The organism is Pantoea sp. B270, assembly GCF_018726825.1.
GTDB classification, from domain to species: domain Bacteria; phylum Pseudomonadota; class Gammaproteobacteria; order Enterobacterales; family Enterobacteriaceae; genus Pantoea; species Pantoea dispersa.
On the sequence record NZ_JAHCSX010000004.1, the window covers coordinates 55,293 to 78,483 of the forward strand.

Consider the following 23,191-nt stretch of genomic DNA (forward strand, 5'->3'; position numbering starts at 1 on the left):
GGCAATCAGGGCGTCACGCAGTCAAGGAGAGAATGCCTGCCTTCAGGCTGCATATGAACGCATGAGCACACCACCATTTAAATTCAACTGTTCGCTTGCCAGATCCACAGCTGAAAGTAGGGCTTCACCCTGCCCTCTTTTATATAAGCAAAGAGATAGAACGATTGAAAGTAACAATATCGACTCAGCTATTCTCTGAAAGGATGACACTCAGATTCAAAGAAGTTCATGCATTTTAATAACTTTGTCACGGACAATTGAAAAAAAAGGCAGGGAGTGGTTTAGTAAACGTTAATAATCATTCACCCCCAATGCATAAGGACCGTAAATTTGTCGCTACAGTCTGCAGAGTGGTTCAGCCGCAATGGCGTGGAATGCTCACGCGTCAGTGCTTGTAATGCTGGCTTCCCAAAACATCTTCATGATGAATATGTGATCAGCGCCAACCTGACGGGGGTGGAGGAAATCTGGCTGGCAGGTAGAACCGCATACGTTAAAAGTGGGCAGGTGACTTTATATAATCCGGGGACCATTCAGGCGTCGCGTTTTGACAGTCAGTCCGTTGATTTTATCAGCGTGCACATGCCCCAAAGCGTCATGAAACTGCTGGCTGATGAGGACAATATACGCAGCGACAGCCATGCGCCCGTTCTGCGCGAAGGCATTATTGAAAATAGACGACTGTTTAATGCGCTGTACCGGTTTGCGGCTTCCGCGCGCGAAGGTGAAGGGGCAAATGAAGAGCAGGAGCTGATGTTGCTGTGCGGCGAACTGCTGGAGACTCCGGCATTTCTGCAGGGCAGTGATGAACAGAGAATTAATGTTGTGATTGAATACCTAAGAGAAAATCTCAGCGTAAAACCTCAGCTGGCTAAGCTTGCGCAGATGGCGGGGCTGAGTAAATATCATCTTGTGCGCTTCTTTACCCGGCATACGGGTATGCCGCCCCTGCAGTACCATATGCAGCTTCGCCTGCATCATGCTCGCGACTTACTTCGCAGAAACGTTCATCCGCTTGATGCGGCAATAATGCTGGGTTTTTACGATCAGAGTCATTTCATTAATGCCTTTCGAAAAGTAATGGGGACGACGCCCCATCACTATGCTTCGCAGGTCTGCTCAGGCCACCATAAATTCCCGGTATCCTGACACAATGACATAGAGCGCAAAATAGCTGAAGATAAGGGCCGAGGCGATGTAGGAATATTTAAGCAGCCGCTGACCAAGCATCCTGCCGCCGAAGCTCCCGACAAGGCAAAGCACGCATGTCCAGAACATACCTGCTATAAAGAACCCACTCAGAAACCACGATGTGCCAGTCAGGCTATGATGACCCATCCGCGAAATCAGCGCACCGCCCACGGTGGCAAACCACAAGATGGCTGTGGGCGAGGACATGGCTAGCACAACACCCCGTCCGAATTCCCGCAGGAGCGGGCGAGCCTGATGAGCTTCGGTTACATTAAGTTCTGCTGCCTTTCGGTATGCAGCCACCAGCATTTTACCGGCGAACCATAACAGCAGGGCTCCACCGCCTATCCATAGCACCCAGCGAACCACTTCATACTGAAGCAGCACTGCCATGCCTGCCAGCGCCAGTAATGCATAGGCCAGGTCACCAACGCAGGTACCCATACCCAGCCAGAACCCATGGAAATAACCTCGCTGCATGGCAAGGGTAATCATGGCGATATTGGCAATGCCGATATCGAGACACAGCGATAAACTCAGCAAAAATCCGTTTGAGAATTCGATCATAATATAAAACCTTTAATCTTCTGGTCGTATTCAATCATGTCGACTGTTTTGCCAAGCCGGTTAAGCAGCATTGCAGCTTCTTCACGTTGATGATGCGGTGAATAACTTTGCAAGAACTCCACGGCTCTCCCGGTATCACCCTGAAGAACGGAGTGAGTCATCGCACTGGCCAGTGCGGTTAAAGCAGGTTTAACCGCCGCGAGATCTGCTTCATAATGGGTCCCATTCCAGTACAGGCACTGATGTTCCGTCAGCCATTTAAGCTGAATATACGCCGCCCCGGCATCGGGATAGTCGCAGGGACCACGACGCAGATACCGAAGCATCTCCAGCAGAAACACTCTCAACTGGTGCGTTTCATCCAACTGCAGTGCCTGACGCGAATCCTCAGTCAGGCACATCAAAAGACCAAACACGTCAGCCAGCGCCTCCTGAATGACCATTGATCCCCACCGGTCCTGCTTGCTCAGGCTGCCGAACCTCATTTTTTCAATGACAATGGAATGCCCCAAATCGTGACCTCTGAACCACGCAATCAAGTGACGGGCACAGATGCTGCTTTCCGGAATAACATTCTGTTGCCAGCCGAGCAGAGAAGCCTGGGTTCGGGCGAAGCGTTCGAACAGGTTAAGATACGTGTTTGCAAACACGATGGTGCGTTTTTGAGGCGCGTACTTGACGCCCTCGTCTTCAGGGAAGAAATAAGCAAAGTGTTTTGGATAGCTGTTGGCTTCGCCGGCAATCGCAAACAGGTCAACGATTTTGTAACGGCAGCCGGGCAAGGCAATCAGCCGCTCATCAATTTGGCGCTGCAGCCAGGCCAGGTTATCTGAAAAAAGTTCGTCCACCACATCGGAAACTTCCTGCAGTCCGCGATTGGGTAATCCAAACCATGCGGAATAATGCTGTGCCCTGGATTTTCCCACCCATGTCGACATATAACCAATACCCTGCACCAGCTCCTTTTCATCAAGACCGGCTATCTGCGGGAGCAGTTCGCTTGCGGTACGGGGATCTGAAAGAACATCAGCACGCAGTTGCAATGCTTTTCGGGTGTCCGGGTCAGTAAATTCCCGGGCGAGCTTAAAACAGATAATGCTGAGCTTTTCTTCAACGGACTGAAGCAATGTGGTGCCGGTTCGCGTGGCAACCGGATGGATATGATTTGCCGCATCGGCAAGCCGGGTAGCTTGATGGATAAGATCCAGCACAGCGGGAGAAAGTGAGTCTGGCAGAGGAATATCCATCATATGAATGTGATATGAATCAGCAGCAGGCCAGAATGGTGTCGTAAACATGAAATTCCCTTCCATAATGATTAACGAGACACTCACTTAACCAGTCCGCATGTTTTTGGTATTGGAAAGAATTGCGCTGTATCTTCAGATCACGTTAACGGGCAGGCTTACAGCTATTGACAGCGTCTTGTTACTGACTAAAACCGGCTTTAGCAAACCTCACAGTAAAGTCATATATCGCTTGTCTGGCGCCGAGCGCATTATCAGAGAGGGGAAGGGGAGGAAATATGGCAGACCTGACATTACGCCAGCAGTACGGTATTTTAGTCATCACGGTCCGGATGATGTGGCTGACCGGGCCGGCTGGACGCCTGGCATCCGGCTTATCGTCACCGTTGAGGGTGAGACAGTGTCACTGACATCTGTTTCACGCCTGCCCCGCGGCTGTAAAACGCTGGCGCATCTGCTGTCCGGTATTGATCAGAGTGAGCTCAGCTACCTTAACGAAGAAAGTCACGACGGACTTAATGACGCGCCGCAGGGCAAAGAATCAATCTGAGGGCTCTGCGTGCAGGACATACCCAGTGTTTAGCAGGCCGGGGCCTGACGCTTACCCTGAGCGCATTCAGTCGGGCTGATGTCCGGCATATTGCATTTATACAGCCTGCCACCTGCGCAGATATGAAACTCTGGCGGTAAAAGAATTTGGTAATGCAGACAGAGCGCGGTATTGAAAAAATAGACTGTGATATATATGCTGTATAGACTGTAATATATAAAGGTGGGCGTGTGTGGATCGTTGAAACCACGGATTTATTTGCGGAATGGCTTAAAGAGCAGGACAGGGCGATGCAGCTGGATGTGCTTGCCGCACTGAACCTTCTGAAGCAGGAAGGTCCGCATCTTGGCCGGCCGCATGTGGATACGCTTTACGGCTCAAAAATCCCGAACATGAAAGAACTGAGGGTGCAGAGCAACGGGCGGCCCGTAAGAGGGTTCTTTGTGTTTGACCCTATGCGTAAAGCGATTGTCCTGTGTGCGAGTAATAAAGAAGGCGCAGATGAAAAGCGCTTCTACAAGACCATGATTAAAACAGCGGAAAATGAGTACCACCGACATCTGGATCAACTTAAACGGAGCGGGAAATGAAAACGCTTGATGACCTGATGGCTGATCTGACACCTGATGAACTCACTCAGGTACATGAAAAAGTCGCGGCAATGAGACTTGATTCTCAGTTGTATAAACTGCGTGAGGCGCTGTCGAAAACACAAAAGCAGCAGGCTGAAGCCATGGGTATTGCACAGCCTTCCGTTGCGGCTATTGAAGGGCGCGGTGAAGATCTGAAAATAGCCACGCTCAAACGTTATGTTGAAGCCCTTGGCGGTCAGCTGACGATTGGAGTTAATATGCCTGGCGGTGAGCACGTCGATTTTACCCTCTGACTGATGCTGATATCCCGGGAGGTGCGTCAGCGGAAATACGCCTGACGCATTTTTTCGACAAGTGCCGGTGAGCGCTGACTCTGTTAGTTGCGCAAAACAAGGGTGTTATGCCTGGCTTCAGGGCCTGTACGGTAAGAAATCTGACATACAGGCCCCTCTGAGAAGAAAACAGGCGATATTCCGTTTGTTTGCCCGGCTATAATACGCGGGCAACTGGAATGTCCTCCCAGCGCGTGGTCCATGCCGGCGAAAGCATCTCGCGTTTCATCTGCCACTCATTGCTGACACCCTGACGGGCAAACCACATGTGCCCCAGCCCGGACTGATTAATGCCGTCCAGAACCTTCATCAGCTGCGCGCTGTTTGCCCGCGGCTTATCCTCATCAAACAGGTTCAGTTGACTGACGCCGTTCGGTGTGAAGTCATCGAGCATTATTCCGGCCTTCATGTAGCGCCGCCCGTCAAGCCAGATGCGGTCGAGCGATCGCATGGCCACCCCGATCACATCCCGCGTATCCTGCGTGGGGATAGTGAGATTCTCGCCGGCGCTGTTGCCGTAGAAGACTTCTCCCTGCGCGTGCGGCGAGGTCCGGATAAAAACGCTGATGCGCCGGCAGAACTGGCGCTCTTTCCTCAGTTTCTCCGCCGCCCGTGTGGCGTACTGACACAGCGCTTCCTGCATGGGCACTTTTGTTGTAATGCGCTCTCCAAAAGAGCGGCTGCAGACGATTTGCTGTTTTGCCGGCGCAAACTCCCCAAGGGTAATGCACGATACGCCGTTGAGCTCGCGCACGGTGCGCTCAAGCACCACGCTGAAGTTCTTTCGGATGAGGGCAGGGTGCGCGCGCGCCAGCTGAAGGGCGTTTTCAATGCCCATCAGGTTGAGTCTTTTTCCGATGCGCCGGCCAACCCCCCATATCTCCGCCACAGGCTGGTTTTCCAGCAGCGTTGCAGTACGTTTCGGATTGCCCGGCGTCAGCGCCAGCACCCCGCGGAACTGAGGCCACTCCTTGCTGGCCCATTGCGCCGATTTTGCCAGGGTTTTTGTCGGCCCCATGCCCACGCCGATAGTCAGGCCGGTCGTGGCCAGCACGTGCGCACGGAGGCGCCGGCCGAAATGCTCAAAGTCCTCACAGCGATCGATGCCGGCCAGGTCCAGGAACATTTCGTCAATGAAATACTGCTCGACGCGGGGTGTGATCTCCTCCAGGGCGGTCATCACGCGCTGCGACATACTATGGTTTATGTGGAATGGAATTTCAAATCCTGTAGACATCCAATTTGCATGACAGGCCAAGTTACAATACCCGCGCAACTGGAATATCTGACCAGCGAGTAGTCCAGGACGGGCTAAGCATTTCCCGCTTCATTTTCCATTCGGTATTAATCCCCTGTCCTGCAAACCACACGTTTCCCAACCCGGACTGATTGATTCCGTCCAGCACCTTCATCAGCTGCGCACTATTCTTCCGTAGCTGTTTTTCCTCAAAGAGGCTGAGCTGGCTGACTCCATTGGGGGTGAAGTCATCGAGCATAATGCCGGCCTTCATATAGCGCCGGTCATCAATCCAGATGCGATCAAGGCTGCGCATGGCCACCTCAATGATGTCGCGCGTATCCTGTGTGGGCAGTGGAAGTTTCTCACCAGCGCTGTTGCCATAAAATACTTCGTTCACGGCGTGCGGAGACGTCCGGATAAAAACGCTTATGCGCCTGCAGAACTGACGTTCTCCGCGGAGTTTCTCTGCCGCGCGCGTGGCGTACTGACACAGCGCCTGCTGCATGGCCACCTTTGAGGTGATGCGTTCGCCAAAGGACCTTGAACAGCAAATCTGCTGTTTGGCAGGAGGTAATTCCTCAATAGGTATACAGGATTCACCGTTTAGCTCGCGTACTGTTCTCTCCAGCACCACGTTAAAGTTTTTCCGGATGAGGGCAGGGTGGGCACGTGCCAGCTGCAGGGCATTGTGGATACCCATAAGGTTGAGACGTTTGCCTATGCGGCGGCCCACGCCCCAGATTTCCTCCACCGGCTGATTTTCCAGAAGAGTAGCGGTTCGCTTTGGATTGCCTGATGTCAGCGCTAGTACACCCCGAAACTGCTTCCATTCTTTACTCGCCCACTGAGCTGATTTTGCGAGAGTTTTCGTTGGACCCATTCCGACTCCAACAGTCAGTCCAGTGGTGTTCAGCACGTGGGTTCTGAGGCGGCGGCCAAAATGTTCAAAATCTTCGCAGCCGTCTATTCCCGTCAGGTCGAGAAACATTTCGTCGATGCTGTACTGCTCGACGCGCGGCGTCATCTCTTCCAGCGCAGTCATTACGCGCTGGCTCAGATTATGATAAAGCCCGTAATTCGAACTGAAAATAAACACCTTTTCGGAATAGGTCTGATTCTTTATCTGAAACCACGGCGCCCCCATTTTTATACCCAGCGCTTTTGCGGCCGCACTGCGGGCAATAACACAGCCGTCATTATTACTGAGCACTACAACAGGTTTACCACGCAAATCTGGTCGAAAAAGTGCTTCGCAGCTGGCATAAAAGGAATTCACGTCAGCAAGTCCAAACATAGGCATAACCACCTCCGGCAGGCAGGCATGTAGATAAAAATATCCACGACATTTTGGGCTGCAGAGTGTTGCTCTGAACAATGTGGAGTGAAGGCTGGATGACAATCTGCGTGATAAACGCGGTTTTCATCTTCTGTAAGCGCCGCGGATATTGCTGACGCCAGGATGGGAAAAATTCCAGAACACGCATTAAATGACACTTAAAAATACTGTACATAAAGACAGTATTGATGGGCCGTAACGCGTTGACAAGTGGTTAACGTACGATTTTTTATCCGGCAGGACAAAACTCACAATCTGACGGACAGAAACGATCGCTTTAAGAAAAAATGCAGATGCTGGGAATATTCATACAAAGCCCTGTTAAGAGATAGAGACGATTGATTGATCAGGCACATTCAATCATCTGTCTGATGAAGGCAATGAGTCTGAAGTCAACTTCACGCGGTTAGACTTTCCGGATACAGGAAATCTTTACCTTGTTACGCCGCATTATCTTCAGACTGCGAAGTCCGCCTGTACGATGACTGTACAGGCGATCCACAGCGTATATTGTTGTCTCGCGTCAGTAATAATTAATGGTGAACACTGCTTTGCTGTTGGCTGTGCCGGGCGTTACGCGGTTTTCGGTCTGATAGTAGCGTGCCTGCATCGGGATGGTATGCGTGCCCGGCGCGCTGCTGTCTACCGCTGTCTGATGCGCATTATTCAGGTTAAACGGAACCGGTGAGGGGGCAGAAGCATCGCCGGTTGCCAGCTGAATACCAATTCCTCTGGCGCTATCAGCCGCACCATCTAACTTGATAATGCCCTGCAGCGCATCGATAGCACCGAAGGTGGGGGAGATGTTCAATGCGAAGCGGTTCAGCCCCCGAAGGCCCGGCGTATTGGCCCCTCCCACGGTAAAACCAGGGGAATTCCCCGCGTCTGTGTAAGAGCCATAGAATGCCGGGCAGTCCGTCAGTGTAATGTTAAAGGGCTTCCACGGGGTGGTTTTTACGCTCCCGTTAAAATACTTGTCCATGCTGTAACTGCCCATTTGAACCGTTACGTCAGGCGTTTTACACGTGCCTGCAATGACGTTAATTGACCCGATGAAATTTTCCCGATAAGCCTCTATCGGGAGCCCGGTTACGCTTCTTGAGCCTTTCACGTCAAGAATAACCGTTGGTAACTGGGCGCCGTTTATACTCCCCCCGGCAATCGGACCAGTCTTGACGAAAACCAGCGAAAAATTATTACGGATTAGCACAGGGTTTGCACCGAACTGAGTCGATGGATAAGACCATTTAAACATGGGCGAAATGCCTAGCGGCTGACCCACACTTGCTGCATTACCATCCTCATTAATCACCGCAACGCCAATTCCCAGTACAGACGTCTGGTAAAGCATGCCTGCGTACTTTCCGCCCCAGCCGGGTGCCCGTTGCCGCCTCTGAATCTATGGCTGATCGAGTAGAAACCCTGAGTGATAACGTTAGTTTTTTTACTCGTCTGCAGGTTCGTGATGCGCAGGGGAATTACGTGATGGCCACTGAGGATCAGATCCTGGAAGAAGCCGCACGCGCCATCGAGCATCGCTATCCCACCGGGACCTTTTTTGCCTCAGCGGCGGTTTCAGAAGAATTTTTCAGAGCAAAACTTGCTGGCCGCGACCGGGAAATTTTTGCAGTTGCCTTTCTGAATAACCAGCATCAGCTGCTTGCTTACGAGGAGATGTTTCAGGGGTCTGTTTCAAGCGTCGAAGTGCATCCCCGGGTTTTGGTGTACAGGGCGCTGCAGCTGAACGCGGCGGCGATAATCGTGAGCCATAATCATCCCTCATTTTTGAAAGAGCCTTCCCGGGCTGACATTGCGATCACGGGGCGTTTGAAAAAGGCACTTGAGCTGGTCGCTGTGAGGCTGATTGACCATATCATTGTTGCAGGCAACGAGACTGTTTCACTGGCACAAATGGGGCATATCGACGGTTAAGCCGCTGCGATGACCTGGCTGGCAGAACTGCCCCTGCAGAATGCCGCACCGGCCCGATAGACGGGCCGGATCCGTGACGAGAGACAAAGCTGAATACTATGACCTGAGAAGAAAAATTTACACTCAGTACCCTACATGCGTTAACCGGCTGCGATTTTTAAGCCTACCGTGAGTGCGGCGAAATCTTCCGTCAGCGCATGAGCGCAGCCTTACTTAACGCGCTGCAGTTGCCTGACAGCTGGCGCATGAACTGTAAAATGCGGGCCGAGGGGGGCGGGGCGTATCCGGTACACCTGCGGCTGACTCGCGCGGATGCTGCTCCGCTGGCTGTCGGGCTGGTCAGCCCGTCATGCTGTTCGCCGGTATGGTGAGCAATCGTCGCAGACACCCGCATCCGCCTGCGCCTGTACGTCAGCGATCGTCTTGAACCAGCGGCGCAGCAGGTGATACTTGCAAAAATCGCAGAGTACACGCGGGCGGGCTTCACAGGCGCCGGTGAGCTTGCCGCCGCGATTCGGATGGGGAGCACACGGTATGAACCGGACCTCACAGGCACTGGTGCTACTACTGCCGGAGTGACAAAACTCTCTATGGGGCTAAGAACTGACGCAGCATTAGAGATACATCGCATGCATGGCTTCTTAAACCGGGAGATCGTGTGCAGCAGAACGTCAGCTATAAATGTTCCGTAGAAATTATGCGTTGAAAAAACAAACAATGTAGTGTGACTTAGTGTTACCCTGTGGTAGTCTATGTGTTACTAAGTCACATATCGGAGGGCATATGGCATCAACAAGACTTCGTCAGCAGGGCGGGGCCGTCGTGCTGACCATCCCGAGCGACATTGCAGCAAGAGCGGGCTGGACAGTAGGCATCGAGCTGGACGTGACCGCTGAGGGCGAGACCGTAAATATTGTGCCGGTAGCGCGCGTACCCCGTGGTCGCCGCACACTGGCACAGCTGCTGGCTGGTATTAATCAGCAGGAAATTCATGGCTATAACGAAGAAACATCTGATGGCCTGAATGACGCGCCGCAGGGCAGGGAGCATATCTGATGGTTTCAAGGAGGGTGCCACAGAAGGGCGAAATCTGGCACGTAAACGGCGATCCGGTGGAAGGCCGTGAATTTAAGGGACCGCACTACTACCTGGTAATCTCGCAGCGAGAGCTGGTGGCCGCACTGGGAACAGCGGTTTGCGTGCCTGTAACAAGCGGCGGCGGCGCGTCACGTTCGCAGGGTGTGACCGTATATCTGGATGGCAACAGCACGGACACCGGTAAAGTGACCGGCGTAGCGCTGTGCTATCAGCTGCGCTCGCTTGACCTGACTGCGCGCAGAGCAAGTTATGCCGCTACGGTTGAGCCACATGTTATGGATGAAATATTGTCGCTGGTGGTTGATCTTATCGATCCGCGTTAATCAATGTAGAGCTTAAAACGTAGCCTGCTGTTGAAGAATAAGATTATCGATTCTGGATATATGTCCTGAAGGGCGACAGGAAAAACATTTTTTCATCACGTTCAGGGCTTAACTGGTACATCACCTTCGAATTCACGGACGGTGATACTTATATTCTCAACCTGGAGGATTATCACTGATGGGCATGTTCAATCCTCCGCATCCGGGCGGCCTGATCACTGAGTACATTGAAGACAGTAATATTGGCCTGCGCGTGCTGGCGAAAGAGCTGGGTGTGTCCGCTTCGGCGCTGAGCAAAGTCGCCAGCGGTAAGGCTTCTGTCAGTCCGGAAATGGCGGTGCGGCTGGAGGCGGGGCTGGGTATTGCGGCGCGTCTCTGGTTATCCATGCAGATAGCCTGCGATCTGCACAAGGCACGTGCTAATACGGACGTTTCAGGCGTACACCTGCACCCGGGCGTGCTGGCCGCTCCTGCAGAGGAACAACCGGGCAAATAATCCCGGCAACTGATACCCGCAGACCGCGCCACCTGGCGCGGTTTTTTTTGATTTTCTGCCAGCATGTGAACAGCAACACCGACTCCCTGCGGGCCGGGGATACCCTTCACGCGTTTAATGGATTCAGAGTCATCAGTTCTCTGTTCAGCTGTTTCAGCCTGCCGCCGGAAAAGTCGCATTAACAGCAACAGCAAAAGCAACAGCAACAGCCGGGTCGGGTAGCAGCAGCGCATTACTGCGCCGCCGCCCCCTAAGAACGGTACGTGCAGGTTTCCCCGCATACCGCTCAAGCCTTTATAAATGCCCGCTATAGGCACCGGCCTCCCTGCTGTGTAACTGACGGTGGCAGTTGGGATGTAGCAGTTCAAGATTGGACATGTCGTCGCTGCCGCCCATAACCTTCCTGATCCGGTGGTGTATATTCCAGCCTGTCTGGTTAGTGATGAGTTGCCTGCAACGAGGGCAGCACTTACCCTGACGTTTCCACAATGCCGCCACGGTTTTCATCTTCTTAAGTTTCCCGGTCCAGATCAGGTCCAGACGGCGCTCGAAGTAGATTTCCATGCCGGGCGAATAGGGGGTCGCGTCCCCTCTGATCTTGATATGGCGTTTGATGGGCGTATCCATCGCCCGGGTGAGAAGCAGCGTTTTACCCTCCGGGGTCGTGGCGCTGAACTGCCAGCGCCTGTCCCCGAACGTGAAATACTTATCTGCAACCCAACGCCGGCCTTTACGAGTATGCCGCCGTTTACACCACTGCCATATTGCCCGCCAGATATGGGTATCGACGTAATTAAAGATATCTTTGGCCACGATATGCTGATGATAGTTAGCCCATCCGCGGATCACGGGGTTGAGCAGGTTAATCAGTTTCCATGCCGGAAGCGTCGGATTACCCTTAATTAATCTTCTGACTTTACTCAGGAAGTTTTTCAGATTCTTTTTAGCAGGCTTGATTAGCATCTTGCCGCCGTATTTTCTGACGTTCTGACCGAGAAAATCGAAGCCTTCTTCTATGTGCGTTATCGCTGTTTTTTCTTCAGACAGCGTGAGCCCCCGTTGCTGCATGAACGCCGCTATCAGGGGTTTGACCTCATTCACCAGTAACTCGCGGGAGATCCCTGAGCAGATGAAGTCATCGGCATAGCGCACATAGTTCACCTGATGCTTTTTCCCGTGATACCTGCTCTTCCTGAACGTGCGCATCAGCTCTCCCTCCAGACCGTCGAGTGCCATATTGGCGAGGAGGGGAGAAATAATGCCTCCCTGCGGGGTGCCGCTTTCAGTGTGAAAGAATACGCCTTTTTCCATATATCCGGCTTTCAGCCATTTACTGAGGATCCGCTTGTCCATTGGTATGTTGGACAGCAGCCAGTCATGGCTGATGTTGTCAAAGCACCCTTTGATATCGCCTTCCAGAATCCATTTCGGAGATACTTTCTGACTCATCCGGTGAAATATGGACTCGATGGCATCATGAGTGCTGCGCATGGGCCTGAAGCCATAGCTGTTATTATCAGCCGTTGTTTCTGCCACAGGCTCCAGAGCCAGCAACCATAGTGCCTGCATGGCTCTGTCCCTTATTGTCCGGATGCCCAGCGGTCGTTTTTTGCCATTCGATTTTGGGATGTATATGCGCCTGAGCGGTAGCGGTCTGTAACCCCGCGAACTCAGGCTGACAGTCCCTTTCCATTTTTCTTCCGGGGTGCTCCATGTTTTGCCATCCACGCCGGGCGTCCTTTTCCCGGTATTTTCAGTCACACGCCTGACAGCAACGGCTTTGCCGGAAAATGAACGCGTGAGAATGCGCTGAAGTTCCCTGACTTGCCGCCATTTTTGCTGCCGGGTTGCCTCTGCAATCCGTAGCTGTAGCTTTCTCACCCGGGCATGGCAGGTTCGCCAGTCAATGGCGTGCCAGCCTGCCGGGTGGGATATCGTGGACACACTGGTGTGTGTATTCATCTCGCAGAGATCCTGTTGAAAGTTTTACAGTATTTCATGCAGTTAAAGACCAGACGGAAGTCTGCCCGCTTTCGCGTCGAAGCATGATCCGCTTCGTATCCCGATGATTACTATCAGGCATTTGCTTTTTCCGTCCTCCTCTGCCCGCACCGCCAACAGTGTTCCTCGCGGTTCACCTGCCATCAGGCAGCGATACGGGTTTACCAGGTTCCGTTTAACATACACAAGGTCAGGGCGGGTTCTGTCTCTTCACCGGAGATCTCTGTGTCCATGTGCTCCGGGAGGCCCTGTGGAGCAACCAGATCTCGTACCTTTTGGTTCAGGCCTTTCAGCATCTTTGGCCTGTTGCCGATAACGGCGTTTATCAACAGTTCACATGTGTTAACCCTTCTGACCAGCCTGGCAATCCAGCCGCATGATGCTTGCAGCAAGGGAGGCTCCCTCACGGGGTCCTCCCCGGGCTGACGCCCGATCTCGTTGTCCCGGAAGCTTCAGACCCCGCCGTTGCCAGCAACGCCTGTTCCGGTAGGCTACAGCTAATGGAATAGCTGGTTTTATCAATGTAAAACAATATGTTAAACGACTTCCTGTCGCACGGCCCCCTTCGGCTCCCCGGCAAGCCGGGTCGTCGAGCCCTATGTCGCTAAGCGGCAAAGCCGCCAAGCGCCACCGAACCCCTGCGGGTTTCGGCCGCGAGCGGTTTCGGGCTGATGTCCAGGGTCAACGGCTGCAGACTGCTGCGCCGTCGCGTTCACCGTCCCGGCCTGTCGCCGGGACTTTAAGGTCAGTCCGCGGGGCGGCCTGAAACTTCCCTTCTGACGCTTCCCTGCATCCCGGCCAGCCCTTGCGCGGAGGGCTGGTCGTAGCACCGCCGGCTCAGGCAGAAAGGGGTGAAATGTACGCCGCCAAAAACTTTTTGCCGGGGCGTCAAAAACTTTTTGTCGTCGCCCCTTTATGCCTTCACTTCGTCGTTGCTCCTTTGCCCCTGCCGCGAAAGGCCAGACCGGAAAGAAGAAACCCGCGTCAGAGAAGGGCTTTTCGGGCACCGCGCGGCGGTCAGCCGGATCATTCATTTCTGACAGGAGCACAACATGACCTCAATTCCGGGCAGCACCCTACCTGAACTGCACAGCGTGGCCGCGCTGGGCGACGGACCGTTTACGCGCGCGCAGGCGGTATCCGTAACGGCCGCTTTCAGCAACGTTTTTATTGAAGACGATCAGGGCAGTCATTTTCGCCTGGTTGTCCGGGAGCCGGCGGGCGGGCTGATCTGGCGCGCGTTTAATTTTGAACACGATGCGGGCTACTCGCTGCGTCGTTACATCAACAGCCGGGGCGTGCACCAGGTGTCGTTGGATGCGTACCTTTCAGCGCTGACCGCGCTGAACACCATCACGATGACCCTTGCAGAGCGTCAGGAGTCAATGGCGGCCATTATGCGCGATGCCGCCCGGACGGCTGTGGCAGCTGTGCCGGACAACTCTGTGTTGATGCCAGCGGCGGTGTTCGGGGCATGGCAGCGGGCAGGGCAAATCGCGCTGGCGCACTTCGGGCTTCCGGGGGAAAGGGCCTGGTTTAAGGCGGGCCAGTGGCTGACCAGTGAGCTGGAACAGCGCGGCAACGTACAGGCGTAAAAAAAGCAGGGTTGCCCCTGCTTATTCCACGGCGGCCAGTTGGAGCTGGCTGCCTCATCAAAATCAACACTCTGGAGAGATAAATGATTTTTGACCCGCAAATCGTCGCACACGCAATCCATTTTGTAAACGCCCTGCGCTCCGGCCAGATGGCCCACGTTCCCGCGATGCCGTTTGCCCTGTGGCAGCAGTTCATCACCACCGTTATCGCGCCCGGAAGGATGCACCACGTACCCGGAAAGATATTGAACAGCTGGTTCGCCTGCAGATCCAGAAAGAAATCCGTAACGGTCGTTTCTTTGGCGGACTCGATGCGGTGCGGGCGGAGATAGAGCGCCGCATTACGGAACGCATGAAACTTTCGCGTGGCCATTATGCGCGACTGGATGATGCTCTGCTGGTTACAACCTGACGTTCGCTGATATCCGACTGCCTTATCTATCGTAACACGCTGGATTTGTCCCTCCTGATATCCAGCCATCATGACCATCCTGAATCCCCACCTAATCCTTTTCAACTATCCGGTTCGCGCCGGAGGCCTTCGCACGTCCGCTGAAAATTCTCTGAACAAATACTCTGCAAAATTGCTCCTGACCCTCCATGTTTGCTGCGGATGGGCGCACAGAAAATCACCCGTTACGTTGAACGCTATCGCACGCCGGTGCAACTCTGAGTTATCCACATTAACCACGAGAGGGTGAGTTGATTAGCTACTGACCGCACTGGCATTAAACTACCGGGGGAGACTTTTACAAACCGCGATGATCCGTTTAAAAACCCGTTTATCTCTCTTTTAAAAGACTGTTATTACTTACTTTTAAATATATGAGCTATTCATCCACCAGCCCTGTGGAAAGATTCACTTCCCAGACACGGTCGCAATCCTGAAGAGACGCTTAGAGTATGAGGTGGAGAGAAGATCCAGATATTAGTTACAACAAACATTAATAGCCTTCTACAACATCCTTAGAGCAGGCCTGAAACCGCGCGCCCCTCTCAACCCAGACCTGCGCCGTACCTGAAGCAGGGTTGCCCCCACTGACCAGCCCCGGCCGCCCGGCCCGCAGGGCCGGTACTGCAGTGGCTGATAAATGGATGCTGTAACTACAGACTCTGAGCTGCTTTCAGACCGGAGGCCCGCGGTTTCTTTCTTTCGTCTCCGACCGTCTGACTGATAAGCTGCTGACAGGCCGCTGCTTAAACGGCGTCGGTCAGGGCGGGGTGGGGATTATGCCTTATTTGAGCCTGTAACCGGCTCTGCCGGGCTGACGGCGCCCATTGACATCGGAGCCGCCCTCTACGATTTCTGGCGCCTCCATGCCGCTCTCGCGGCATTCACAGGACGGGCTGCGCGCTGCTCTCCCGTCCGGCTGTGTCTGAGGGGGTTGCGGTTCCCGCCGGGCGGGCTTACCCTGTGTATCCGTGGTAAGTCAGTCACCTTTTTTCTGGAGGCTTTCAGCATGGTAAGCAATCATGCAGCCCGCAGGCTGCTGTGTATGTCGGAGCGCATTTCCGCCACGCGCCGGCTTGTCTGGCGCGACGGCGTTCCCCGCACTGAGAAACGGCGGGGGTCCGGCAGAGGGGAGTACGGTCATGAATGACAACGCCCTGCGCCGCTATGAAACCATGTGCCTGATTGTGGGTGACGCGGTGTTTTCGCTGGTGTCTGAGGGGCACGAAACCCGTCGCGCCGCCCTTGCAGACATGCTGCGCACGGAGATGCTGAAGCACAACCGGTACGACCCAAACGAGCTGCAGGCTATGAACCGGGCCGTGAGGCTGCTGGAGAGTAACGCCGTTCAGGACTGAGGTGATGACGCATGAATACTGAAGCGCCGGGCTGGCTGCAGGCTTGTTGCTCTGCACACCCCCGGCGCGACGGGGGTTTACGGCCTCTGCCGCACAGGACAACCTGTTTCTGACGCCGGCGGTCCATCGCCTAAAAACAGCGCCGGTTCCGCAAAACGCTGGCCCATAACATCGGCTGGCTGCTTGCCGGGGGGGCGGACTGATGAAATCGTGCTCAAGCCCGTCAAGTTCCTTACGATGTAGGCGCACCAGTGTGTGACGGAAACCCGGTGCAGTGTAAGACCGGGCACTGGAGCCTGGTGACGACTGAGCGGACAGAATACAGTGAACGGGGCGGGACACAATTTTCTTTCAGCGGGTGTGTGGATGCGGACGGCTGCTGACATTCAGGCATTTATCACTAAGCTGCTCTGACAGGGCGTGAGGTCGTTCTGTTGCAATGACAGGAAGAACCCTGTGCCGGACGTTCAGCTCTGCCATGCGGCACATCAGCGGGCAGATCGCTCGCGGGGAAAACGGTTCTGTGAAGTTGAGCAGCCGATGAATTGTTTCACAAAAAATTCATGTGCCCGGGCTGCAGCTGACGGGCTCTGTAGCCGATAATGGTTATGCCCCTGTGCCAGGGGTGTTGCTGTGGAATATTGTTGATGGCCTTTAGCTCCCGCGCGCGCCCTGCGCGGGAGTGTTTTTTTTGCAGTGACCTGAGGGACAGAACTGACGCACCAGAATTAAGTCCTTCACTGTTAAGAAAAACGCTGACCTTTCATCATAAGCTGCAGTTCGGATAACCGGGAAAACGACGTGAGAAGCCGGTATTGCGCGCTGGTAAAAGCACGGCGAAGGCCTGCGACACGGGGCATGTCTCCGACTGGCTCTGTCACTCTGAAACCGCCTGCCCGGCGTGGACAGAGGCACCCGACATCCTTCAGGAGGGGGCGGGCATGCGTGAAGCGTACGGCGTCATTCCTGCGTCCTGTGCAATGACGCAGGTGAAGCACACAATACCGAAGCGGGCCCGGTCCTGCTCACCCACAGGGAGGAAAACATCATGCCCGTATTTGCGGGATACTGCGTGGTCATTGCGTCCGTGCTGACCGGCTACACGCTGTCGGGCGGCGTACTTTCCGCCTTCATTCAGCCCGCCGAACTGCTCGTCATTATCGGCGCATCGGCCGGTGCCTTTATGGCCGGCAATACCGGCCCGGCCCTGCTGGCCGTGCTGCGCGCCCTGCCGCAAACCCTCCGGGGCAGCCGATACAGTGCCGCGCTGGCTTCCGAGCTGCTTGCCCTGCTTTTTCACCTGCTGAGCCGCGCCCGCCACCGCGGTATGCTGGTGCTGGATGCGGAAATCAGCCGCCCTTATGACAGCCCCCTTTTTCAGCGCTACCCGCGCACGCTCGATAATCCGCTTCTCGTGTCCTGCATCACTGACTGCCTTCGCCTGCGCCTGGCGGGAAACCTCGCCCCGCGCGACATTGAGGCGCTGATGAACATGGAGGCCGATACGCTGGAGCAGGAGCACGAGCGGCCCGCAGAGGGGGTAACCCACCTGGCGGACGCCCTCCCTGCCTTCGGTATCGTGGCGGCTGTGCTGGGCGTCGTTCACGCGCTGGGGGTGACTGACCACGGCGCGCACGAGCTGGGCGCGCTGGTCGCGCAGGCCATGGTCGGGACCTTTCTGGGTATCCTGCTTTCCTACGGCTGCGTGGCGCCGCTGGCCGCCCGCCTGCGCCAGCAGTACGCGGAGACCGTGCGGATGATGCACTGCGTCAGGCTGGTAATGGTGGCAGACATGCGGGGCTGCGTGCCTCAGGTGGCGGTGGAGTCCGGTCGCAAAGCGCTGTATTCAGACATACGTCCTTCATTTGAGGAACTGGAACAGACGATCAGGACGGTACGGCATGCTGAAAACTTCGCCGCCGTGGTTGAGCGAAAATACAGTGACAGTTAACGTGCGGGAGTCGATGGGGGGGAATAGGAGCTGAGAAAAGGCGGCACCGACGGACATTGCGGCTATGAGGCGGCGCGAGACGTCGCGGGTGGTCAATGACCTGACGGCGTATCGCATTGCAGGCGGGAATAAGGGGTAATTTAAATCCGAACGCTGCTTTATTACGGTAAAAGGCCGCGTTAAGGTCTTCTGTGACTATAGTGAACGACATCGCATGAGGTTCTGGGATAACGTTATCCGGGAGAAAGTTTGCGGCAGCGAGACAGACATCGATCAGATGATAAAATTTCTGATGCTCTTATATTCCCGTATTAAGGTTATCTTAATGTTCTAAAAATACATTATAAACAACTCTTACATAGAGTCATCCGTAAAATTTTATATCATAAATGATATTTTACTCCCGTACCCCCAAGTACGGGAGGTTTTTTTAGTGATTAATTCACCGGGAATAGATGAAGGATAATGAACTTTAAAAGTGGTACATTATGGTGGCTGCCGTCTGGTTGGCTCCTGAAAATTTAACATACTTTTGAAGTGCTGTTTTACAAATGTTTAATCTGATGCGATTCATACATCCTTCTCTGTATCTGATGGAGGCAGGTCAGGTGCTGGCGAAGGAAGCAGATAATATATTTTAGTTAAAATCCTGTAACGTGATGGATTGTTCTCATCATATTCTTATTTTTAGAGAAAAAATTTAATAAAGTCGGTAAAAAAATATTCATAACTAAATGTTAAGGTTACGCTCTGGGGCATTTATCGTGAGCGCTGGGATGTCAAAGTGCTCACGATAAATGCTGCTGCAGAGGGAATTCTGAGTCGTTTAATTAATATCAGCTGCGGTGATAACTCAGGAGAGTTTTCATGAAAAATCGCTGTTTCGCACTGTCAAAACGCGGCGGTGGCCTTGCCGATATGGGGCTGGTTATGAACTGTGACTGGCTTTATCACTTTGAAACTGTTTGTCCGGCGTGGACAGAAGCTCTTGACATCTATTATGATGAAAAAACCATGCGCGAAATATGGTATAGTGAGGAAGACCTTTGGGTGATCCTCCCGGGCGAATCACCCGCGGATGAGCCGGAAACAAAGCGGGCATTGCTGAAACTGGTTTTCGCACCTGTTATGCCACTGGCCATCGTGCGAACGGCCTCGTTTATGTATTTCGCGGGGAATGCTCTGCAGGATGAACCTGCCTGTCCGGTTTCAAGAAAAGAAGATAAAGGACCTGGCGCATAATATGTGAAATGCAATGTGCGATGATTACTTTTTCAGGAAGATAGTCTGAACGTGACTGATTTATTTCATGGGACGCTTTCATCCTGAATTCGCTCACTCATCCTGGCGTCACGTTTATTATCCGCACATCACGCTTAGTTGCCAGTGGATTGACGGTGACCATGATGGTAGACCGCATCTGGTTGCTGCAGGGCCAGCGCTTTAGCAGGCCTGCTCTCTTTATTTCAGAGACATACCCAGTTGTCTCAGCTTGCTGTTATGAGATATGGTACAGAGTTAAATAGGTTTCTGTATTCAGAAGGTGAAATATATGAATGCACCAAAGTATGAGCTCAGAAAGGGTGGCACCCCGGATTATTCGGTTTGGTACTTTGTGCTGAAATCATCTGACGGCAGCACACTGGCCACCAGTGAATTATACGATTCGCGTGAGGCCGCGCTTACGGGCATAAAATCAATGCGACAAAGCGCTGCCTCTTTTACAGTAAATGATCTGACGGAATACACCAACGTAGTCACTGATAAAAAACAGTGACTATAATATTTAAAGCTACTGGATACAACGCTTCCAATATCGCATGTTGCTGATTCATTGCGTATTTCAACACATTATCTGAACATGCTCCTGAGAAATGACGGTACCACCTTTGGCCGGTATGTCCTGACTCAGAGGCTGAAAAAAGCTTCGCGGGCTTTACAGTCCCCCTGTACTCAGATGTTCCCATCAGCCTGATTGCATGGAAGTTTGGATTCAATGATATGGCTTATTTTTCTCGTGCATTCAGGGAAAACTCAGTCACTCACTAACGGAGTACCGCCATCAGGCTGGCGAGGCTCAGTTGGTGATGGCCATATGACAAGTTCCAGTGCTGGAAATAAATCTGATACCTGTAGTGATAACTGGCCTTTGAGAAATTCAGTAACGTGATTTCTCATTCAACAGAGCATCAGCTTGGTTTAAAATAAGTTAACAATTTTTTTCAACGAACCGATGGCATAGATTAAAATATAAATAAAAAAACATATAATTATAATCTTACCGTTTAACGTGCAATTAAATTCCGTTGGACCTCAAACCCCTCGTATTTAAAGATACCCTTGGGTCTCATTAAACCACTGAGGCTTTGCCTAGCATACTATCAGATGTGTTGTTCTGGCTCATCCACGTCGGGTAGCAAAACATTCTTCACCGGGGCGTACTGACACCCCGCCTGCTCATCATAGACGAAATAGGCTATCTGCCGTTCAGTCAGGAAGAGGCAAAGCTGTTCTTCCAGGTGGTGGCGAAACGCTACGAAAAAAGCGCCACGATCCTGACGTCGAATCTGCCGTTCGGTCAGTGGGATCAGACGTTCGCAGGCGATGCCGCTCTGACATCAGCGATGCTGGACAGGATCCTACACCACTCACACGTAGTGCAGATAAAAGGAGAGAGCTATCGACTGAAACAGAAACGTAAGGCAGGACTGATAACGGAACCGAATCCTGAGTAATGAGATGGGTCAAATTACAACTGCTGTTGTTGATGATGAAGATTATCGTCGGCGCATTCTGACCCAACTAAACCGGGGAGAAAGCCGCCATGCCGTTGCCAGAGTGACCTGCTCCCCGTTGATTAATACACCGCGATGTTAGTAATGTCTTCATAAGCCACATGAGGACATCCCCATGAAGAAGCGATTTTCCGACGAACAGATCATCAGTATTCTCCGCGAGGCAGAAGCCGGGGTTTCAGCCCGGGAACTCTGCCGCAAGCATGCCATTTCAGACGCCACCTTTTACACCTGGCGCAAAAAGTTCGGCGGCATGGAAGTTCCCGAAGTGAAGCGGCTCAAGTCGCTTGAGGAAGAGAACGCTCGTCTCAAGAAGCTGCTCGCTGAAGCCATGCTGGATAAGGAGGCGCTTCAGGTGGCCCTGGGCCGAAAGTTCTGACGACAGACCAGAAGCGGGAAGCCGTGGAGGTCATGTGTGATGCAACGGGTCTGTCGCAACGCCGTGCCTGCAGGCTGGCCGGTTTGTCACTTTCAACCTGCCGTTATTCGGCCCAGCGTCCGGCTGCTGACGCGCAACTGTATTTACGCATCACAGAGTTGGCACTTGAACGCCGGCGATTTGGTTACCGGCGCATCTGGCAGTTATTGCGCCGGGAGGGTCTGCACGTCAACCACAAGCGGGTTTACCGCATCTATCACCTTAACGGTCTGGGTGTAAAACGCAGGTGCCGCCGTAAGGGCCTGGCGACTGAACGGCTTCCGCTTGTTCGCCCGGATGCGCCGAACCTGACATGGTCGATGGATTTTGTCATGGATGCACTTGCCAGCGGCCGCCGGATTAAGTGCCTGACCTGTGTGGATGATTTCACGAAGGAGTGTCTGACGATCACCGCCGCTTTCGGGATTTCAGGTGTTCAGGTCGCGCGTATTCTGGACAGCATTGCGTTATTTCGTGGATATCCTGCGACGATAAGAACCGATCAGGGCCCGAAATTTACCTGCCGCGCGCTGGATCAATGGGCCTTTGAACATAGTGTTGAGTTGCGCTTAATCCAGCCGGGTAAGCCAACTCAGAACGGATTTATTGAGAGTTTCAACGGTCGCTTTCGGGATGAATGCCTGAATGAGCACTGGTTCAGCGATGTTCTTCATGCCAGGAAAATCATTAATGACTGGCGGCAGGACTATAACGAATCCAGACCTCATTCATCGCTGAATTACCAGACGCCATCTGAATTTGCAGCAGGCTGGCGAAACGGGAAGCATGAAGAAAAATCAACCGACATTACTAACTGAAGGTTGTATCTAATACTGGGGGCAGGTCATCATATAAAAAAACAGCACCTCAAGAATCTCATACCTATGGTTTTATTACAGGATAATTACAGAATCATGCACTGTAAAAATCAACCCGCACATTACATTATAATTAAAAACCATTAATATCAGGTTTATTAATCTCTCCACATGGATATAACTGCCAATATTTTAGTTGGCACTGAAATTAAAAAGATGCTAATAAATAACAGGCTAATGAAAAAAGAAATAAAATATTACATATGCACACTAATATTTATTATCTTCTTGATATATTAATTCTTGCGAAGATTTATTTTAGTAAAGATGTAAATTACATTACAACTTGCTTGTAAGGATTAATCATGAAATTAAATAAAATCTCAGCTCTTATACTCATTTCTTTTGCAGGCTTGTCACGAGCTTCAACATCCCCAACTCCTATTGACACGCACATTCCTGCTTCTGATACAGAATATTTGTTTTCTAAAGCATCCAGTACTGATAACGGTCCAAATGGCAGTGGTGGGAATTCTCAAACTAATAGTGATTCTGATGGTAGTAATGACAGCGACAATGATGGAAGTGGCCACGGCGGCGGTGATGGTGATGGTGATAATGGAGGGGACGATGGAGACGGCAATGGGGGTGGCAATTCCGATGCTGGCGGTGGTGGTGGTTCTTGATATAAACCAAGTTATTGAGGAGATGTTTTTTAAATAATTCAAGCTCAACTCAATCCAGACTTATGAATTAAAGACAGTGCGACTCTTTTAAAGTAAACCTGACATAAATGTGTCATTCAATAGTTAACTGGAGATAAGCCATGCGTAATATAGTCAAAGGGTTAATTGGTACAGCGATAATTTTTAGCGCCACTATTTCGGCTCAGGCTGAGG

21 protein-coding genes and 4 pseudogenes are annotated in these 23,191 nt (G+C 52.6%); 19 read left to right on the forward strand and 6 right to left on the reverse strand.

The genetic code is table 11. The annotated features are described in order from the left end of the window. Positions 1-330 precede the first annotated feature (330 nt). Positions 331-1,149, forward strand: a complete 819-nt coding sequence (locus tag KOL70_RS22765; RefSeq protein ID WP_215481669.1) for an AraC family transcriptional regulator — start codon at positions 331-333, stop codon at positions 1,147-1,149. On the opposite strand, the gene KOL70_RS22770 is transcribed toward KOL70_RS22765, so the two are convergent. Together KOL70_RS22770 and KOL70_RS22775 are read right to left on the reverse strand one after the other, a co-directional pair. After that, positions 1,120-1,758, reverse strand: coding sequence for a LysE family translocator (locus KOL70_RS22770; protein WP_215481670.1), 639 nt, complete (start codon positions 1,756-1,758; stop codon positions 1,120-1,122). The genes KOL70_RS22765 and KOL70_RS22770 overlap by 30 nt on opposite strands. Then, positions 1,755-3,056, reverse strand: coding sequence for a hypothetical protein (locus KOL70_RS22775; RefSeq protein ID WP_215481671.1), 1,302 nt, complete (start codon positions 3,054-3,056; stop codon positions 1,755-1,757). The genes KOL70_RS22770 and KOL70_RS22775 overlap by 4 nt, the downstream gene beginning before the upstream one ends. 49 nt (positions 3,057-3,105) lie before the next feature. On the opposite strand from KOL70_RS22775, the gene KOL70_RS23690 reads away from it, so the two are divergent. The 3 genes from KOL70_RS23690 to KOL70_RS22790 all read left to right on the forward strand — a co-directional run bounded on the left by KOL70_RS23690 (position 3,106) and on the right by KOL70_RS22790 (position 4,441). Continuing rightward, on the forward strand, positions 3,106-3,555 hold the full coding sequence (locus KOL70_RS23690; protein WP_254185916.1) for a hypothetical protein: 450 nt from the start codon (positions 3,106-3,108) through the stop codon (positions 3,553-3,555). A 230-nt stretch (positions 3,556-3,785) separates the two neighbouring features. Then, on the forward strand, positions 3,786-4,145 hold the full coding sequence (locus KOL70_RS22785; RefSeq protein WP_215481672.1) for a type II toxin-antitoxin system RelE/ParE family toxin: 360 nt from the start codon (positions 3,786-3,788) through the stop codon (positions 4,143-4,145). After that, a complete protein-coding gene (locus KOL70_RS22790) occupies positions 4,142-4,441 on the forward strand; it encodes an XRE family transcriptional regulator (RefSeq protein WP_065647948.1) in 300 nt (99 codons plus the stop codon). The genes KOL70_RS22785 and KOL70_RS22790 overlap by 4 nt, the downstream gene beginning before the upstream one ends. 196 nt (positions 4,442-4,637) lie before the next feature. Here KOL70_RS22790 and umuC (KOL70_RS22795) read toward each other — a convergent pair whose 3' ends face one another. The 3 genes from umuC (KOL70_RS22795) to KOL70_RS22805 form a co-directional block, all read right to left on the reverse strand. After that, positions 4,638-5,717: a translesion error-prone DNA polymerase V subunit UmuC gene (gene umuC, locus KOL70_RS22795; RefSeq protein ID WP_371824685.1), complete on the reverse strand. Its 1,080-nt coding sequence runs from the start codon at positions 5,715-5,717 to the stop codon at positions 4,638-4,640. Positions 5,718-5,739: 22 nt separating this feature from the next. Beyond that, positions 5,740-7,014: a translesion error-prone DNA polymerase V subunit UmuC gene (gene umuC, locus KOL70_RS22800; RefSeq protein ID WP_215481715.1), complete on the reverse strand. Its 1,275-nt coding sequence runs from the start codon at positions 7,012-7,014 to the stop codon at positions 5,740-5,742. Positions 7,015-7,579: 565 nt separating this feature from the next. Further along, entirely contained in the window at positions 7,580-8,407 is an 828-nt protein-coding gene (locus KOL70_RS22805; RefSeq protein ID WP_215481673.1) for a fimbrial protein, read from the reverse strand. A gap of 50 nt (positions 8,408-8,457) precedes the next feature. On the opposite strand from KOL70_RS22805, the gene KOL70_RS22810 reads away from it, so the two are divergent. The 5 genes and pseudogenes from KOL70_RS22810 (at position 8,458) to KOL70_RS22835 (ending at position 10,905) form a co-directional block, all read left to right on the forward strand. Further along, the gene (locus tag KOL70_RS22810; RefSeq protein WP_215481674.1) at positions 8,458-8,988 is read left to right on the forward strand and encodes a JAB domain-containing protein; all 531 of its coding nucleotides are present in this window, start codon (positions 8,458-8,460) and stop codon (positions 8,986-8,988) included. 173 nt (positions 8,989-9,161) lie between these two features. Beyond that, positions 9,162-9,359: pseudogene (locus KOL70_RS23830) on the forward strand (conjugation system SOS inhibitor PsiB family protein); the annotation flags it as partial. Positions 9,360-9,771: 412 nt separating this feature from the next. Continuing rightward, positions 9,772-10,044 (forward strand): antitoxin, encoded by a 273-nt coding sequence (locus tag KOL70_RS22825; protein ID WP_215481676.1) that lies wholly within the window; start codon positions 9,772-9,774, stop codon positions 10,042-10,044. Then, positions 10,044-10,409, forward strand: coding sequence for a type II toxin-antitoxin system PemK/MazF family toxin (locus KOL70_RS22830; RefSeq protein WP_123803252.1), 366 nt, complete (start codon positions 10,044-10,046; stop codon positions 10,407-10,409). Before KOL70_RS22825 ends, KOL70_RS22830 begins: the two co-directional genes overlap by 1 nt. A gap of 178 nt (positions 10,410-10,587) precedes the next feature. Next, positions 10,588-10,905 carry a HigA family addiction module antitoxin gene (locus tag KOL70_RS22835; protein ID WP_215481677.1) on the forward strand — a complete coding sequence of 106 codons (318 nt, stop codon included), beginning with the start codon at positions 10,588-10,590 and terminating at the stop codon, positions 10,903-10,905. A 294-nt stretch (positions 10,906-11,199) separates the two neighbouring features. On the opposite strand, the gene ltrA is transcribed toward KOL70_RS22835, so the two are convergent. Next, positions 11,200-12,867, reverse strand: a complete 1,668-nt coding sequence (gene ltrA / locus KOL70_RS22840; protein ID WP_215481678.1) for a group II intron reverse transcriptase/maturase — start codon at positions 12,865-12,867, stop codon at positions 11,200-11,202. A gap of 1,091 nt (positions 12,868-13,958) precedes the next feature. Here ltrA and KOL70_RS23695 point away from each other — a divergent pair. The 10 genes and pseudogenes from KOL70_RS23695 to KOL70_RS22890 all read left to right on the forward strand — a co-directional run. Beyond that, a pseudogene (locus tag KOL70_RS23695) lies at positions 13,959-14,207 on the forward strand (DUF905 family protein); the annotation flags it as partial. A 475-nt stretch (positions 14,208-14,682) separates the two neighbouring features. Continuing rightward, positions 14,683-14,913: a hypothetical protein gene (locus tag KOL70_RS22850; RefSeq protein WP_215481680.1), complete on the forward strand. Its 231-nt coding sequence runs from the start codon at positions 14,683-14,685 to the stop codon at positions 14,911-14,913. Positions 14,914-16,094: 1,181 nt separating this feature from the next. Beyond that, positions 16,095-16,310 (forward strand): DUF2767 family protein, encoded by a 216-nt coding sequence (locus tag KOL70_RS22855; protein ID WP_215481681.1) that lies wholly within the window; start codon positions 16,095-16,097, stop codon positions 16,308-16,310. A 1,048-nt stretch (positions 16,311-17,358) separates the two neighbouring features. After that, a complete protein-coding gene (gene motA, locus KOL70_RS22860) occupies positions 17,359-18,261 on the forward strand; it encodes a flagellar motor stator protein MotA (RefSeq protein WP_215481682.1) in 903 nt (300 codons plus the stop codon). An 867-nt stretch (positions 18,262-19,128) separates the two neighbouring features. Beyond that, the gene (locus KOL70_RS22865) at positions 19,129-19,503 is read left to right on the forward strand and encodes a hypothetical protein (protein WP_215481683.1); all 375 of its coding nucleotides are present in this window, start codon (positions 19,129-19,131) and stop codon (positions 19,501-19,503) included. Between the two features lie 310 nt (positions 19,504-19,813). Beyond that, positions 19,814-20,038 carry a YegP family protein gene (locus KOL70_RS22870; protein WP_215481684.1) on the forward strand — a complete coding sequence of 75 codons (225 nt, stop codon included), beginning with the start codon at positions 19,814-19,816 and terminating at the stop codon, positions 20,036-20,038. 649 nt (positions 20,039-20,687) lie between these two features. Next, positions 20,688-20,996 (forward strand): annotated as a pseudogene (locus KOL70_RS22875) (ATP-binding protein); the annotation flags it as partial. A gap of 28 nt (positions 20,997-21,024) precedes the next feature. Continuing rightward, a pseudogene (locus KOL70_RS23835) lies at positions 21,025-21,108 on the forward strand (Tn3 family transposase); the annotation flags it as partial. Between the two features lie 63 nt (positions 21,109-21,171). After that, positions 21,172-22,292 (forward strand): IS3 family transposase gene (locus KOL70_RS22885; protein WP_215481686.1). Its coding sequence is split into 2 segments (ribosomal slippage): positions 21,172-21,430 and positions 21,430-22,292, totalling 1,122 coding nucleotides; the frame shifts between segments, so codons are not numbered across the junction. Between the two features lie 365 nt (positions 22,293-22,657). Further along, positions 22,658-22,978, forward strand: coding sequence for a hypothetical protein (locus KOL70_RS22890; protein ID WP_215481687.1), 321 nt, complete (start codon positions 22,658-22,660; stop codon positions 22,976-22,978). The last annotated feature ends 213 nt before the right edge of the window (positions 22,979-23,191 follow it).